The following is a 15,024-nucleotide window of genomic DNA, read 5'->3' on the forward strand; positions in this document are numbered from 1 at the left end:
CACCGACACGCGCGGCCGTACGCTGCCAGACAGCCAGTAGCGCAGATGTCTGCCCCCCGGCAGGCTATCGCCGGGCTTGGTAGTCTGCAAGGTGGTGGAGGCGGCCGGCCACCCCAACGTCAAGGTCTCCGACCACCCGCACACGGCCGAGGGACCGGCCGTCGCGAACGCCCGGTACCGCAGGGTTTTTGGCGTGGACGCATAGGAGGCGCTGCCGGAGATGGTGTGAGGCGCGACTAGCTGCGCCGCCGGCATGCGGAAACGCGGCCCTTTCCCGGGCGCATGCAGCGCCAGCGGAATGCGACCCGGGACCCAGCGCAAGACGACGCTTAGTGTCCGCGTTAGCTCGAAAGGTGCCGCTGCGCGGCGCTTCTTCCCCTGGGTCCCGGATCACCTTTCACTGACGTTCCAGGTGTCCGGGAAAGGGTGGTGCGCGCGCGGAGACGGTCTGCCGTGGAGCTTCCAAGCGAGCGGGCTTCATCTGCGCGGGCCTGTCAACACACCCGCTGACGGACCCGCGCCTTATTCAGTATGGTGTCGACCAACAGAGCCCGCCGCGTGCGGCCGGCTCGACGGGAGAACGCCATGACCATGAATCGCCGCTCGCTCATCGGTGCCGCAGGCCTTGCCCTGGCGGCGCCGGCCCTGGACGGTGCACAGGCCGCCGAGGCTGCGAAGCCGGCCGCCAAGGCGCCGCCCGTCACGAAGACCTTGGCGCAGTGGATCCTGGCCTCGTCCTACGACACCCTGCCGGAGACCGTCCGCCGCGAGGGCGTGCGCAGCTTCCTCAACTGGGTCGGCGTGGCGATCGGCGGCTCGCATCACGAGACCGTGGACGTGGCGGTCGCGGCGCTGCAGCCGTTCTCGGGACCGCCGCAGGCCGGCCTGTTCGGCCGGGCGGAGCGGTTCGACATCATGAACGCCGCTTTCCTGAGCGGCGTGGCGAGCCACATCTTCGACTTCGACGACACCCACCTCAAGACGATCATCCACCCGGCCGGCCCGGTCGCCTCGGCGATCCTGGCCTACGCCCAGATGAAGCCAATCTCGGGCAAGGATTTCCTCGACGCGCTGGTGGTCGGGATCGAGACCGAGTGCCGGATCGGCAACGCGGTCTATCCGAACCATTACGACGCCGGCTGGCACATCACCGGCACATGCGGGCCGTTCGGCGCCGCGGCGGCAGCCGGCAAGCTGATGGGCCTGAGCGAGCAGCAGATGGTCTACGCGCTGGGCCTCGCCGCCTCGCAGCCGGTGGGCCTGCGCGAATCGTTCGGCTCGATGAACAAGAGCTTCAACCCGGGCCGGGCGGCCTCGAACGGGTTGTTCGCGGCGATCCTGGCGGCCAAGGGCTTCACCTCGTCGGAGGGCATGATCGAGGCCAAGCGCGGCTGGGCCAACACGATCTCGACCAAGCAGGACTGGTCCGAGATCACCGACGGGCTGGGCACCCGCTACGAGGCCCTGCTCAACACCTACAAGCCGTTCGCCTGCGGGATCGTCATGCACCCGACGATCGATGCGGGCGTCCAGATCCGCGACCAGGACCATGTCCGGCCGGAGGACATCGCCCGGGTCGATCTCAAGGTCCACCCGCTGGTTCTGGAGCTCACCGGCAAGACCGCGCCGAAGACCGGCCTGGAGGGCAAGTTCAGCATCTACCATGCAGCCGCGGTCGCCCTCGTGGAGGGTGCGGGCGGCGAGAAGCAGTTCAGCGACCGGGCGGTGAACGACCCACGCGTCGTGGCCCTGCGCCAGAAGGTCGTGCCGGTGATCACCCCCGGCATCGACGCCGCGCAGGTCGACATGACCGTGACCCTGAACGACGGTCGGACCTTCCACCGTCGGATCGAGCACGCGATCGGCAGCGTCGAGACGCCGATGTCCGACGCGCAGCTGGAGGCGAAGTTCACCGATCTCGCCGCCGGGGTGCTGCCGGAGGCTCAGGCCAAGCGGGTGATGCAGATGTGCTGGTCGCTCCCCGAGCTGAAGGATGTGGGCGCGGTGGCCCGAGCCGGGGTGCAGGGGGCGTGATCGGGGCGTCGGCGCCTCGGTAACGGATACGCGAGGCCAGCGGGATCGTTTTCCGGCCCCGTGCCGTTCCTCTGCCGCGAGGCCCTGCGACCCCCGGCGGGCGCCCGCATGTGGCGTTCGGGGTGTGGACTCGCAGCATGGGCACGAGAACCCCGGTCGGGGCGCAGCCTGAGCGCGCGCTGATTGCGCCGCGCCCGACCCGGGTCGCCGCGGCCGAGACCCCTCGGGCCGCGATGGCGTCGCCGATCCTGATCGGGGCCACCATCGTGGCGATCCTGTATTTCGGCCGCGAGATCTTCATCCCGATCGCGATCGCGCTGCTCCTGTCCTTCGTGCTGACGCCGCTGGTGAGCCGCCTGCGACGCCTGCGCCTGCCGCGGCTGGTGGCGGTCGGCGTGAGCGTCCTGCTGACGCTCGGAATCGTGGGGGCCCTGGGGACCCTGATCGGCATCCAGGCGGCCGATCTCGTGGGCGACATCCCGCGCTACCGCACCACCATCGAGCGCAAGATCGAGGGCTTGCGCGCCTCGCCGGTGGGCCACATCACCGATTACGTCGCCAATATCGGCCGGGCGCTCCATACCGGTGGCCAGGACCAGGCCAAGGAGCCGGCCAAAGAGACGCCCAAAGCCGCACCGCAGCCAACCGAGCCTGCCCCCGGGCTGGACGAGGCCAAGCCGGGCCAGAAACCCGTCCTGGTCGAGGTGGCGTCGATCCCGCCGGGACCGCTGGAAATGCTGGGCACGCTGCTGTCGCCGGTGCTGCAGCCGCTGGCCACGGTGGGTATCGTCTTCGTGGTACTGCTGTTCGTGCTGATGCAGCGCGAGGACCTGCGCGACCGCATGATCCGGCTTGCGGGCTCGAGCGACCTGCACCGGACCACCGGGGCGATCGACGACGCCGCCGGGCGTCTCAGCCGCTACTTCGTCGTGCAGCTCGCCCTCAACACCGCCTTCGGGGTCGTGATCGGGATCGGGCTCTACGTCATCGGCGTGCCGAACCCGATACTCTGGGCGATCTTCTCGGCCCTGATGCGGTTCGTGCCGTATATCGGGGCGTTCCTGTCGGCGATCCTGCCGATCACGCTGGCCGCCGCGGTCGATCCCGGCTGGAACATGATGATCGCGGTGACGATCCTGTTCCTCATCCTGGAACCGCTGACGGGACAGGTGTTCGAGCCGATCGTCTACGGCCAGTCCACGGGGCTCTCGCCGCTCGCGGTGCTGGTCTCAGCCCTGTTCTGGACCTGGCTGTGGGGGCCCGTGGGCCTGCTGCTCTCGACGCCGCTCACCGTCTGCCTGGTGGTGCTGGGACGGCATGTCGAGCACCTGGAATTCCTCGACGTGCTGTTCGGCGACCGGCCGGCGCTCACCCCGGTGCAGAATTTCTACCAGCGCATCCTGGCCGGCGATTCCGAGGAGGTTTTGGGCCATGCCGAGCTGATCCTGCAGCAATGCTCGCTGTCGTCCTACTACGACGAGGTCGTGCTCAAGGGCCTGGAGCTCGCCGCCCGGGATGCCGCGCGCGGGGTACTCACGACCCAGCAGAAGGGCGCGATGCGCACCGCCCTGGGCGAGCTGATCGCCGACCTGTCCGAGCGCAGCGATGCCGCCACCGAGGCGGCGGGGGAGGGCGGCGAGAACGCCTGCAGCCCGATGCCGATCGGCCCCGCGCCGGAGACCCTGCCGGAGGCCTGGACCCGCAAGGGTGCGGTGCTGTGCGTCTCGGGCCGCGGCTTCCTCGACGAGGCCGCCGCCGCCATCCTGGCCCAGATCCTGGAGAAGCGCGGCATCGGCATCCGCACGGTGCCGTTCTCGGAGGCGTCCTCGGCACGGATCGGACGGTTCGAGCCCGGCCCGGCCCGGATGGCCTGCGTGGTCTCGCTGGCGCTGAACGGCGAGCCGACGCACCTGCGCCGTCTGGTCGAGCGCCTGCAGGCGCGGATGCCGGCGGTGCCGGTCCTGCTCGGCCTGTGGCTCGCCCAGAACGGCCAGTCGGAGCGGGTGGCGCGCGCCCAGGCGGGCGCCACGAACGCCACCGGGCAGGTGGCGTCCCTGCGCGAGGCCATCGAGGCGGTGCTGGCCGCCGTCCAGGCCGACATCGCCGGCGCCCCGGAGGCTGGCGCGGCGGCCCGTGCGCCGGAGCCGGCGGAGGCATGAACCGCGACGACTCCAGCCCCGGGGGCTTGACGGCCGGGGGGCCGCCCCGGTTTCGTCGCGCAGCGGCCGGACCACCGGACGGGTCGCAGGCAGATCAGGGGACAGAGCCGATGAGCGTCGTCGAACTCGGGCGGTTCATGGACGATCTCGCGGACGCGTCCGGCCAGGCGATCCTGCCGTTCTTCCGCGCCCAGTTCGGCCTCGACGACAAGGCGCGCGGCGGAGCTCCGTTCGATCCGGTCACCGAGGCCGACCGGGCCGCCGAAGTGGTGCTCCGGGCGATGATCGGCCAGACCTTTCCCGGCCACGGCATCCTGGGCGAGGAATTCGGCGCCGAGCGGACCGACGCCGAATGCGTCTGGGTGCTCGACCCGATCGACGGAACGCGCGCCTTCATCGCGGGCCTGCCGACCTGGGGCACGCTGATCGGCCTGACCCGTAACGGCGTCCCGGTGCGCGGGCTGATGCACCAACCCTATCTCGGCGAGCGCTTCACCGGCGATGGACGCAACGCCCGCCTGCGCGGCCCGGCGGGCGAACGCACCCTGCGCACCCGCCGCTGCGCCGATCTGGGCCAGGCGATCCTGGCCACCACCGATCCGCGCCTGTTCGCGACAGGAGAGGAGGCTGAGCGCTTCCGTGCCCTGGAAGGCCAGGTGCGGATGTCGCGCTACGGCACCGATTGCTACGCCTATTGCATGCTCGCGGCCGGCCAGATCGACCTCGTGGTCGAGGCCGGCCTGAAGCCCTACGACATCGTCGCGCTGATCCCGATCGTCGAGGGCGCCGGCGGCCGGGTCACGGCCTGGGACGGCGGCTCGGCCGCAGGCGGCGGGCGTATCGTGGCGGCGGGCGACCCGCGCCTCCACGAGGCGGCCCTGAAGGTGCTGAACCCGTGAGGCTTTGCCGGCTCTCGCATGACCGGGACAACGGGGGCCCGCCCGCGTGCTGCTGAACGCGCTCATCCTGCTGGCGGGCCTGATGCCATCCGTCGAGGATCGCGTGGCCGCGCTCCTGGCCACGCCGCCGGTCGCAGCCGCCCCGGCCGAGGCCGCACCCCCGCGCTTCGATCCCGCCACCCGGTCGGTCTCCAACTGGCACGAACAGGCCGGCGTCAACCTGCTGCCCCGGGCCCTGGCACTGACCGCCCGGCTCGCCGAGGACCCGCCCTACGTCGCCCGCTGCGTCCGGCTGAACAACGGATGGTGCATCAAGTCCGCCCGCTGGTCGGGGGAGATCGGGGCGGATGCGGAGGGCCACACGGCCTTCGCCACCATGGCGGATGGGGCGGACGCCGCCGCGACCCTGCTGCGCCGCTACTTTCGCGACTACAACCGGCATACCGCGCTGGCCATCGTGCGCCGTTGGGCGCCCTCCGAGTGCCGGGTCGCGATGCCGGCCCGGGCGGGCAGGGGCGTCGCGACGCCGGCGGTCACGGCGACCCTGGCGCCCCGGGGGCTCGGCCGGACGCTGCGCGCCCGTTTCCTGGCTTCCCACCGGCCGGGCGGCGTGCCCCGAGCCCGCGCCAAGGCCCTGCGGGTGCAGCCCTGGTCGCCGCTCGCCCGGATGGCCGGGCGGCCCGGCGCGCGTCCGGCCGCCGCCCCCATGGCCCGCGCCCACATGGCCCGCGCCCACGTGTCCCGCGTCTCGGCGCTCCAGCCGATGCCCGACATCGCTGCCGGGATCGCGTCCCCGGCGGCACCGGCACGGCCGAGCCTGGCCCGCGGCGCCGCGGATCCGGCGGCCCTCCTCGATCGCAGGGTTCCGGCCCCGGACCGGCTGGTCGCGGAATCGGCGCTGCTGCCCGCCATCGCGGCCGGGCTGCCCCTGCTCGACCTGCACCTGCCGGCCCCGCTCTGCACCGGCGACGAGGTTCGGATCCAGGCCTATGCCGCGCGGATCAGCGGCAGCGTCGGGCTGAAGCCCGGCGACGACCTCGACCTATTCGGGCCGGACGGCACGCCGCGGCCCAATCTGGCGCCGGTGATGCTGGCGATGTCGGCGGTGGAACTCGGTACGCTCCGGGCCGGCCCGGATCTCGTCGAGGCTGCCATCGCCCGCCTGAAGCCGCTGACGCCTGCCGCCAACGCGGCGACACCATAAACGCAAGCCTTGCGGTTCCGCCCCAACCGCGCCACCTGTGCCCGGCCTGTTTCCTGAGACGACGAGCCCGCCCGTGCCCCTGACCGACCTTGCCGCACGCGCCGGCTCGGCCGTCAAAGCCTTCGCCGAAGCCTCGCACGACCTGCTGATCCAGCCGACCTTGCGGCTCGGGGTCACCGGGCTCGCGCGCTCGGGCAAGACCGTGTTCACCACGGCGCTGATCCACCACTTGGTGGAGGCGCACGCGCTGCCCGCCTTCGCGCCCGCGCAGGAAGGCCGCCTGCGCCGCGCCCGGCTGGTGCCGCAGCCGGACGACGACGTGCCGCGCTTCCCCTTCGAGGAGCATTTCGGGACGCTCACCGAGGCGCGGCGCTGGCCGCGCTCCACCGATCGGATCAGCCAGTTCCGCCTGGAGATCGCCTACGAGCGCGCCGCCGGGTGGCGCAGCGGCCCGGCGACCCTGATGCTCGACGTGGTCGATTATCCCGGCGAATGGCTGCTCGACCTCGCGCTGATCGAGACGAGCTACACCGCGTGGTCCCGGGCCACCATCAACGGGACTCGCCGACCGGGCCGCACCGCCGTGGCGGCGCCCTGGCTCGAGGCGCTCAAGGGCTTCGACCCGAACGGCCCGCTCGACGAAGTCACGGCCGAGCGGGCCAGCGACGCGTTCAAGGCCTATCTAGCGGCGCTCCGCGCCGGACCGGAATCGGTCGCCACGACCCCGCCGGGGCGCTTCCTGATGCCCGGCGACCTCGCAGGCTCCCCGGCCCTGACCTTCGCGCCGCTGGACAACCTCACCGGAAGCATCGCCCCCGACAGCCTCGCCGGGCTGATGGAGCGGCGCTTCGAGGCCTACAAGACCAAGGTCGTCACGCCGTTCTTCCGCGACCATTTCCAGCGGGTCGATCGGCAGATCGTGCTGGTGGACGTGCTCGCCGCCGTCGATGCCGGGGCCACCGCCCTCGCGGAGCTGGAGGAGGCGCTGGATGCGGTGCTGCTCAGCCTCAATATCGGCCGCAACACGGTGCTGTCGAAGCTGTTCGCGCCCCGGGCCGACCGGGTGCTGTTCGCTGCCACCAAGGCCGACCATCTCCACCAGACCAGCCACGACCGGCTGGACGCGCTGCTGCGCCTGCTGGTGTCCCGTGCCATGCGGCGGACCGAGGCCGCGGGCGCCCGGGTCGGCACCGTGGCACTCGCCTCCGTGCGCGCCACCCGCGAGACCACGGTGCATGACGGGCCTGAGATCCTGCGCGCGGTCGCGGGAACGCCGGAGGCCGGGGAGAGGGTGGGCGACGAGGTGTTCGACGGCAACAGCGAGGCCGCGGTGTTCCCCGGCGAGCTGCCGGCCCGCGCCGAGGCCGTGCTGGAGGGCGCCGTCGCCCCGGGCTCGCTCCGCTTCCCCCGCTTCCGCCCGCCGCTGATCCGCCCCGACGGCCTAGGCCGCCCCGGCCACCTGCCGCAGATCCGCCTCGACCGCGCCATGCAGTTTCTGATCGGCGACAGGCTCGGGTGATGGGGTGGGTGGCTGTCTTGGTCGGCCATGAGGCTCGCGGACCGCGTTCCGGTCTGTGCGAGGCTCGACAAGATGCCCGGTCCAGCCATGGCGTGCGCCATCCCTCCCCCCTCTGCGGGGGAGGGTGGGCCGGCCGTCAGGCCGGGTCGGGAGAGGGGCAGCGCGACGGTTCGGGATCTCTCCCCCGGCGCGACGCGTCCGGAATCGGCGCTCCCCTCTCCCGACCCGCTTCGCGGGCCACCCTCCCCCGCAGAGGGGGGAGGGAGAGGCGCATGGGATCGACCGCGGGCCCCATTCGTCGCCTGACGCTCCAACAGCCCATCGCCGTGAGGGCAAAACCGAACAAAGCTCTCTGGAGGCTGTAAGCCATGTCCTCAGGCCAGAAACCCCGCGCCTTCCGGATCAATCCCGAGCCGCTGCCCGGCCCGGGGGTGACCACCACGCCGCTTACGGCCCGGCCCGAGCAGGCCCGGATCGTCGAGGAACCGTTCGAGATTGTCGATGCGGCCGACGGCGTCGCGGTGCCGGTGGCGCCGCGACGGCGCTCACCCTGGGGGGCGCTGTTCCTCTCGGCCGCCGGGGGGCTGGTCTCGCTGGGGATCGGGCTGTCGATCGAGCGGATGATCGCCGACCTGTTCCAGGCCGCACCGTGGCTCGGCTGGGTGGCGCTCGCCCTGCTGGGTCTCGCCGGGCTGGCACTCCTGGCGATCGTCGCGCGGGAGCTCGCCGGCCTGCGGCGGGAGCGCAAGATCGAGCGGCTGCGGCAATCCGCGATCGACGCGCTCGGCAGCCGCGACCATACCGGCGCGCAGGCGGTGGTGCAGGCGCTGTCCGCCTTCTACGCCGATCGGGAATCCCTGGCGCCGGGCCGCGCCCGGATCGACGCCGCCGCCGACGCGATCCTCGACGTGGACGATCGGATCGGGCTGGCCGAGCACGAGTTGCTGGCGGGTCTCGACCGGCAGGCGCGCAACGCCATCGCGACCAGCGCCAAGCAGGTCTCGGCGGTGACCGCTCTCAGCCCGCGGGCGATCGTCGATGTCGCCTTCGTGGTCTTCGCCGCCGTCCGGCTGCTGCGCCGGATCGCGGCGATCTACGGCGGCCGTCCGGGCTTCCTGGGCTTCCTGCGGCTGGCGCGGGCCGCCGTGGCGCATCTCACCATCACCGGCGGCATGGCGGTGGGCGAGAGCGTGATGCAGCAGGTGCTGGGGCTCGGGATTGCCGCCCGGGTCTCGGCCAAGCTGGGGGAGGGCGTGCTCAACGGGCTGATGACCGCCCGATTCGGGCTGGCCGCCCTCAATGTCTGCCGGCCGCTGCCCTTCGTGCGCGAGGCGCCGCCGCGACTCGCCGATGTGGCGGGCGAGCTGCTGCGTGCGGCAGAGCCCGACGCCAAATAGGCCGGCCTCGCTACTTGGCGGCGGCCGTCGCGGCGCGGCGATTGGCGATTCGCGTGAACATGTTGCCGGTGTAGTCGGCGACCTTCGGCTTCTCGACCTCGCCGACCTTCGCCTCGAACGCCTCGATGCGCTTCAGAAGCGCGACGTCGTTGAACAGCGAGCTGTTGAAGTTGATGTGGGCCCGCGGCCCGAGGGCGGCTTGGACCGCGTCGAGTCGTTCCAGAAGCTCTTTACGCGTCACGGTGCTCTCCAGGGGCGCCATCGAGGGCGCCTTCGGGGCGAAGGACCGCCCAAGCCCACACTGGAGGCCGCGAGGGTAAACGGCGCGTTAACGCGCGGCGGGGCGCCTACAGCCCCTTCATGAACCCGGCGAGGCGCATCAGCCCCTCCGGCCACGGCCCGTGGCCGCTGGCGACGTTGATGTGGCCCGATTCGCCGGCATCCACGATCAGGGCGCCCCAGGCATGGGCGAAATCGTCGGCCCGATCGTAGGCGCAATACGGATCGGTACGGCTGGCGACCAGGAGCGACGGGAAGGGCAGGGGGTCCCGGGGCATCGGCGCGAAGGCCCGCACCGCCTCGGGCAGGTCGGGCGCCTCCTCGACATCCGGGCAGGCCACGAACAGGGCGCCGCGCACCACCCCCGGAGCGAAGCGCGGCGCCGCCGCGACACAGGCGACGACGCCGAGGCTGTGGGCGATCAGGATCACGGGCCGGGTCGCGGCCGCCACCGCCTCGGTGATTCGCCCGCACCAGGCCCCTGGGGTCGGCGCGTGCCAATCGTCCTGGGCGACCACCTGCGCGGTGGCGAGGCGCCCGGCCCAGCGGGCCTGCCAGTGGTCCTCGTCCGAGCCTCCGAGCCCCGGGACGATGAGGATGTCGCAATCGGCGGTCTTCATGCCGCGTTGACTAGCGCCGTCCGGCAGGGCCGTCGAGACCGTCCCTCACTCCGCGGCGATCGGGCCCGCCCGGGCCGCATCGGAGATGTGGCGGGCGATCTGGGTCGAAGCGTAGTTCTTGGCCTTCGCCTCGATCTCGAAATCGGCCCAGACCATGTGGCGGGCGACGAGGTCGTTCACGGCCCGGTTCCACATCATGTCGGAATGGGCGGCGAGATCCCGGACCGCGTGGCCAGCGGCGCGCAGGGCCGGGAAGTCGGGCAGGGCGTCCAGGTCGCATTCGGCCGAGACCGCCTCGCGGGAGACGCTGATATGGGCCACCGGCCGCACCCCGCGCCAGGAATCCCGCACCCGGGCGATGTGGGGATCGTCGGGCTCGAGATAGGCGCCGCCGCTCTGGACCCAGTGATGGTGTAGGTCGAGCACCACCGGCACGATGTCGGCGAGCTGGAGCACGGCCTCGACCCCGAAGACGTTTTCGTCGTTCTCGACGGTGATGAGGTCGCGCGCCACCTGGCTCGCCCGGGGCAGGGTCTCGCGGAACCCCGCCACCCCTGGGTCGCCGGCGCCGACATGGATGTTGATATGGGCGCCGTGGGGGTGCCAGCCACCGCCATAGCCCATGCGGTCGAAGATCTCGGCATGGTAATCGAGCTCCGACAGGCCGTTGGCGATGGCCGCCGGATTGCGGCTCGCCAGCAGGCAGAACGGCCCAGGATGGAAGCTCAGGCGCACGCCGAGCCGGCGCGCCAATGCCCCGGCCTCGGCCAGCCCGCGCGCGACCAGGGCTTCCATCTCGGGCGCGGCGTAGATCTCGCCAGCGATGGCGTGGGTGTAGCCCGGCAGGACGTTGCTCGCCATCCGCAGCAGGCGCTCGATCGGCGGCCGGGCCCCGACCCAGGCGATCTGCCGGGCCAGCGCATCGAGGTTGTGGACGACGATCCCTGTGAGCTTCGCCCGCCGGGCGACGGGATCCAGCTTGGCGAGATGCGCCATCGTCACGCTGGTCAAATTCATGTGGAGCGTGGCCTCGCGCTCCGCCTTGAGGGTCGCGTGGGTGCCGGGGGGCTCGTCTAGGACGAACTTGCAGCAGAATCCGAGGCGGGGCTGATCGCGCATAGGATGCACAACGCGCGTCGGCGCCCCGCGTGCCCGAAATCGGGCGCGGAACGGCCGCGCTTCGGCGACGTTTGAGCCTTCGAGCGCGGCAGTTCCGCGCGGACGGCCCTCCTGTACCGCCATGCCCGCGTCGCCCCCAAGCCCGAGCCCTCAGCCGGAGACCGGCTCGATCCTGTGGACCCTGATGCTCGGCTCGGCCCTGGTGGCGCTCGCCGCGACGCCGGCCCGGCGGCGCGCCCCGGCCCTGCCGGAACGCCCCGAGCCGTCCGTCGAGCCATCCCACGGAACCGCGTCCGTGCGCGACAAGGCGATCAATGTCGGCGCGCGCTCGATCGCGGGTCGCGCCGCGCAACTCACGGCCGCGACGCAGCCCGAGCGCGGCCGCGCCGCCGACAGCCCCGCCGAGATGACGCCGGCCGGCTGGAAGGACATCGCGGTCCGGGTCTACCTGGAGTTCAACAAGGACCGGGTGCTGGCCGTGGCCGCCGGGGTCACCTTCTACACCCTGCTGTCCTTGTTTCCGGCCATCGCCGCGCTGGTGACCTGCTACGGCCTGTTCGCGGACGTCACCGCGATCAACGAGCACCTCGCACAGCTGCACGCGGTCTTGCCGTCAGGCGCGGTCGAGCTGATCGGCGACCAGATCAAGCGCATCGCCGCCAAGGGCAGCAGCTCCCTGAGCGTCACCTTCTTCACCAGCCTGCTGCTGTCGCTGTGGAGCGCCAACGCCGCCATGAAGGCGATGTTCGATGCGCTGAACGTGGTCTACGAAGAGGAGGAGAAGCGCAACTTCTTCTGGCTCAACATCCGCTCGCTCACCTTCACGGTGGGGGCCCTGGTGTTCATCATCATCGCGCTCAACGCGATCGTGGTGGTGCCGGTGGTGCTGAACTTCCTCGGCCTCGGCTCGGGCGCGTGGCTGCTCGCGGCCCTGCGTTGGCCGGCGGTGCTGCTGGTGCTGCTCGCCGGGCTCTCGGTGCTCTACCGGTTCGGCCCCAGCCGGGAGCACGCCCGCTGGCGCTGGGTCGGGGTCGGCAGCCTCGTGGCGGGGCTGCTCTGGCTGATCGCGTCCCTGCTGTTCTCCTGGTACGTCGCGAGCTTCGGGACCTACAATGAAACCTACGGCTCTTTGGGCGCCGTGATCGGCTTCATGACCTGGATCTGGATCTCGTCGACCATCGTGCTGCTCGGCGGCGAGATCAACGCGGAGCTGGAGCACCAGACCGGCCGCGACACGACCACGGGCGCGCCGTTGCCGATGGGACACCGCCGGGCCCGGATGGCCGACACCGTGGGGGCCGCGGCCTAGCGGCATAGCCGTTGGACCGTGAGCGACAGGATGCCGCCGGTGCAGCCGTTTTCAGGGAGACGGGTCTGCCAGCGTCTGCGCGGGATGCCTATATCTCTCGCCGAAAAGGGAGATGTTCATGGCCGATACGGCAACCACCAGCCCCGATACGCGCAGCGATGCCGAGTGGCGCGCGTCGCTCACACCGGAGCAATACCGGGTGCTGCGCGAGCACGGAACCGAGCGCGCCGGCACGAGCTGTCTGCTTGCCGAGAAGCGGCCGGGCACATTCACGTGTGTCGGTTGTGGACAGCCGCTCTTCGAGCAGGGCACCAAGTTCGAGTCCGGCACCGGCTGGCCGAGCTTCTTCGAGCCCCTCGACGGCGCTGTCGAGACGACGGTGGACCGCAGCCATTGGATGGTCCGGACCGAGGTCCATTGCGCGCGCTGCAAGGGCCATCTCGGCCACGTCTTCGACGACGGCCCCGCCCCGACGGGCCTGCGCTACTGCATGAACGGCGCGGCAATGAACTTCGAGCTGGCGGGTTGAGGCGACGGGCCCGGGTCTAACCTGGGTTGAGAAAACCGCACCGAAAGACGGGATATCGGGGACAGGCGGGGTTCCGGGCGAATCGCAGCCGGGTTCCGGACTTGATTTCGTCGTGATTTTGCTTAGCGCTTAACCGTCTCATGTTGTCGCCGTCCGGTATTGGCGATGGATGCGGTCATGTGTGAGCCAATACGGCGTTGCGGTCGAGCTTATACACCGTCGGCGCGCGCTCGACTTGGCAGATCCATCCGGGCCGGCGGCCCTGAGGGCAGTCCGCCGGATCGGCGCACCGCCGACGAAGCGGGAGGGGTTTTGAGTTCATGAGCACCATTCGCCGATTCCTGGTCGCGCCATCCCTGGTCCGCCTGATCCGCAAGGAGCGGGGCGGCGCCCGGATCACCGAGGGGCACTTCGCCGCGCAGGGGGGCCGGAGTTCCTACGTGCGGGTCGACGGCCAGGTCTGCCAGCTGGTGCTGGTGAACAAGGGGCCGGACGGCATCCCGGCCGAGGAGCGAACCGACGTGCCGCGCGCCCACGGCGACGCGCTGCTCGACGTCTGCCCCGGCAAGGCCGCCTATGACCGGACCGTCCTGACCATCGGCGGCCGCGAGGTCACGATCGATCGCTACGTCACCCCGGGCAATCTCGACCTGATCAGCGTCGCCTTCGACAACGATGGTGACGCCGCCGGCTTCCAGGCCCCGAACTGGTTCGGGCGCGAGGTCAGCAGCGAGCCGGCCTTCGAGCGGCAGGCGCTGGCCATCCAGGGCGTGCCGGCCGCCGAAGAGGTGCCGCTGAGCAACGCGGCCCTCGACGCGGTTCTCGACCTGATCGAGCCGCGGTTCGGCTTCGGCCGCTACGGCAGCAGCGCGCGCACCAGCGAGCCGTCCGACGACGGCGCGATGAGCGCCATGCGGCGCATCGTGACCCCGGCTGCTGCGGCAGCCCCGGCTGCAGTCCCGGCTCCGGCCCCCGAAGCCGTCGAGCCGCCACCGGCGGCGCCGGTCGCCGAGGCCACGCCGGAGCCCGTGCACCATCCCGAGCCGGAGCCGGCATCTGCCCCGGAGCCCGTGCATCACGCGGTGCCGACCGCCCAGGAGCCGAGCACGCCGCAGCCCGCGCCGCAGGAGAGCATCCACAGCGACGCCCGGATTGATGACGTGATCGAGAGCCTGTCCCAGGCGCTCGGCGCGGCGATCCACCAGCATCCGGAGCCCACCGCCGCCGAGGCGAAGGACGCGAAGACCGACGAATCGGCCGGCGTGTTCGAGCGCTGGACCGTGCGGCCCCGCCGGACGCAGCAGCAGACCTGATCGACCGATCCAGCAAAGCGAAGCGGCCGCGGGGGCAGGAGCCACCGCGGCCGTTTTGCTGCGCGCCGTCCGCGTTTGGCCGCATGGCATGTCGGTCGACGCCTCAACAGATCCCTTGCCGAGCCTCCGGCTGTCGCCCATCGGCCGGACTAGGCCGCGACGGACGCGCCCGCCCATTCGAACGATGACGTTCACGCATCGGCGTGTGAAAGGCGGAGTGCGCACCCCTCTTCCGCATCAAAACGGGATCGCGGTGGGGGTGACCCGGAAGGCGCTGCGCCGCTATCCAGGACCGACTGGGAGACTGCGCAGGCGTCGGCGCAAAGCACGTCCCATCCCTTGACAATGTTCCTATTTTGTGCTCATTAGCCGTCACCTGTCCCTCGGTGCTTCGGGCGCGATCCCGCGGCACGCTTCGGGGGTCCGTCCGGGGGCTGATCGGCGGGCTCGGGGGAAGGGGCGGTGTCCGCGTCGGTGGCTCCCAGCCGCCATCGCCCCGGGCGGCGAACCGATGCGGGGCGTGGCTCGGATGCGGGCGGGAGGGCGGGCGGCAGATTGCCCGGCGGGGGCGGAAAAAGGCTCCCGCGGCGACCCGGGGCGGGGCTGACCCTGAGCAACTTCAGGAACCCTCCACTACTAGGAC

At 71.6% G+C, this 15,024-nt stretch carries 12 protein-coding genes; 9 read left to right on the top strand and 3 right to left on the bottom strand.

What is annotated here, in order from left to right; genetic code table 11:
• The first annotated feature begins 585 nt into the window (after nucleotides 1–585).
• The 6 genes from MKK65_RS15150 (at nucleotide 586) to MKK65_RS15175 (ending at nucleotide 9,212) form a co-directional block, all read left to right on the top strand.
• Nucleotides 586–2,034 carry an MmgE/PrpD family protein gene (locus MKK65_RS15150; RefSeq protein WP_243958605.1) on the top strand — a complete coding sequence of 483 codons (1,449 nt, stop codon included), beginning with the start codon at nucleotides 586–588 and terminating at the stop codon, nucleotides 2,032–2,034.
• A gap of 137 nt (nucleotides 2,035–2,171) precedes the next feature.
• The gene (locus MKK65_RS15155) at nucleotides 2,172–4,193 is read left to right on the top strand and encodes an AI-2E family transporter (protein WP_243958607.1); all 2,022 of its coding nucleotides are present in this window, start codon (nucleotides 2,172–2,174) and stop codon (nucleotides 4,191–4,193) included.
• A gap of 110 nt (nucleotides 4,194–4,303) precedes the next feature.
• Nucleotides 4,304–5,092, top strand: coding sequence for a histidinol-phosphatase (gene hisN, locus MKK65_RS15160; RefSeq protein ID WP_058192181.1), 789 nt, complete (start codon nucleotides 4,304–4,306; stop codon nucleotides 5,090–5,092).
• A gap of 46 nt (nucleotides 5,093–5,138) precedes the next feature.
• Complete coding sequence (locus tag MKK65_RS15165) at nucleotides 5,139–6,296, top strand: hypothetical protein (protein WP_243958609.1); 1,158 nt, start codon at nucleotides 5,139–5,141, stop codon at nucleotides 6,294–6,296.
• A 73-nt stretch (nucleotides 6,297–6,369) separates the two neighbouring features.
• Nucleotides 6,370–7,815 carry a YcjX family protein gene (locus MKK65_RS15170; RefSeq protein WP_243958611.1) on the top strand — a complete coding sequence of 482 codons (1,446 nt, stop codon included), beginning with the start codon at nucleotides 6,370–6,372 and terminating at the stop codon, nucleotides 7,813–7,815.
• A gap of 368 nt (nucleotides 7,816–8,183) precedes the next feature.
• Nucleotides 8,184–9,212, top strand: coding sequence for a YcjF family protein (locus MKK65_RS15175; RefSeq protein ID WP_243958612.1), 1,029 nt, complete (start codon nucleotides 8,184–8,186; stop codon nucleotides 9,210–9,212).
• Nucleotides 9,213–9,222: 10 nt separating this feature from the next.
• Here the strand turns inward: MKK65_RS15175 and MKK65_RS15180 are convergent, their stop codons facing one another.
• The 3 genes from MKK65_RS15180 to MKK65_RS15190 form a co-directional block, all read right to left on the bottom strand.
• Complete coding sequence (locus MKK65_RS15180; protein ID WP_058194309.1) at nucleotides 9,223–9,453, bottom strand: hypothetical protein; 231 nt, start codon at nucleotides 9,451–9,453, stop codon at nucleotides 9,223–9,225.
• Nucleotides 9,454–9,559: 106 nt separating this feature from the next.
• The gene (locus tag MKK65_RS15185; protein WP_243958613.1) at nucleotides 9,560–10,111 is read right to left on the bottom strand and encodes an RBBP9/YdeN family alpha/beta hydrolase; all 552 of its coding nucleotides are present in this window, start codon (nucleotides 10,109–10,111) and stop codon (nucleotides 9,560–9,562) included.
• A gap of 45 nt (nucleotides 10,112–10,156) precedes the next feature.
• Entirely contained in the window at nucleotides 10,157–11,230 is a 1,074-nt protein-coding gene (locus MKK65_RS15190) for a UV damage endonuclease UvsE (RefSeq protein ID WP_243958614.1), read from the bottom strand.
• A gap of 121 nt (nucleotides 11,231–11,351) precedes the next feature.
• On the opposite strand from MKK65_RS15190, the gene MKK65_RS15195 reads away from it, so the two are divergent.
• The 3 genes from MKK65_RS15195 to MKK65_RS15205 all read left to right on the top strand — a co-directional run bounded on the left by MKK65_RS15195 (nucleotide 11,352) and on the right by MKK65_RS15205 (nucleotide 14,381).
• The gene (locus MKK65_RS15195) at nucleotides 11,352–12,539 is read left to right on the top strand and encodes a YihY/virulence factor BrkB family protein (protein WP_243958615.1); all 1,188 of its coding nucleotides are present in this window, start codon (nucleotides 11,352–11,354) and stop codon (nucleotides 12,537–12,539) included.
• 118 nt (nucleotides 12,540–12,657) lie between these two features.
• Nucleotides 12,658–13,068, top strand: a complete 411-nt coding sequence (gene msrB, locus MKK65_RS15200; RefSeq protein WP_243958616.1) for a peptide-methionine (R)-S-oxide reductase MsrB — start codon at nucleotides 12,658–12,660, stop codon at nucleotides 13,066–13,068.
• 320 nt (nucleotides 13,069–13,388) lie between these two features.
• The gene (locus tag MKK65_RS15205) at nucleotides 13,389–14,381 is read left to right on the top strand and encodes a hypothetical protein (protein ID WP_243958617.1); all 993 of its coding nucleotides are present in this window, start codon (nucleotides 13,389–13,391) and stop codon (nucleotides 14,379–14,381) included.
• The last annotated feature ends 643 nt before the right edge of the window (nucleotides 14,382–15,024 follow it).

The organism is Methylobacterium sp. J-001 (assembly GCF_022829565.1).
Taxonomy (GTDB): Bacteria; Pseudomonadota; Alphaproteobacteria; order Rhizobiales; family Beijerinckiaceae; genus Methylobacterium.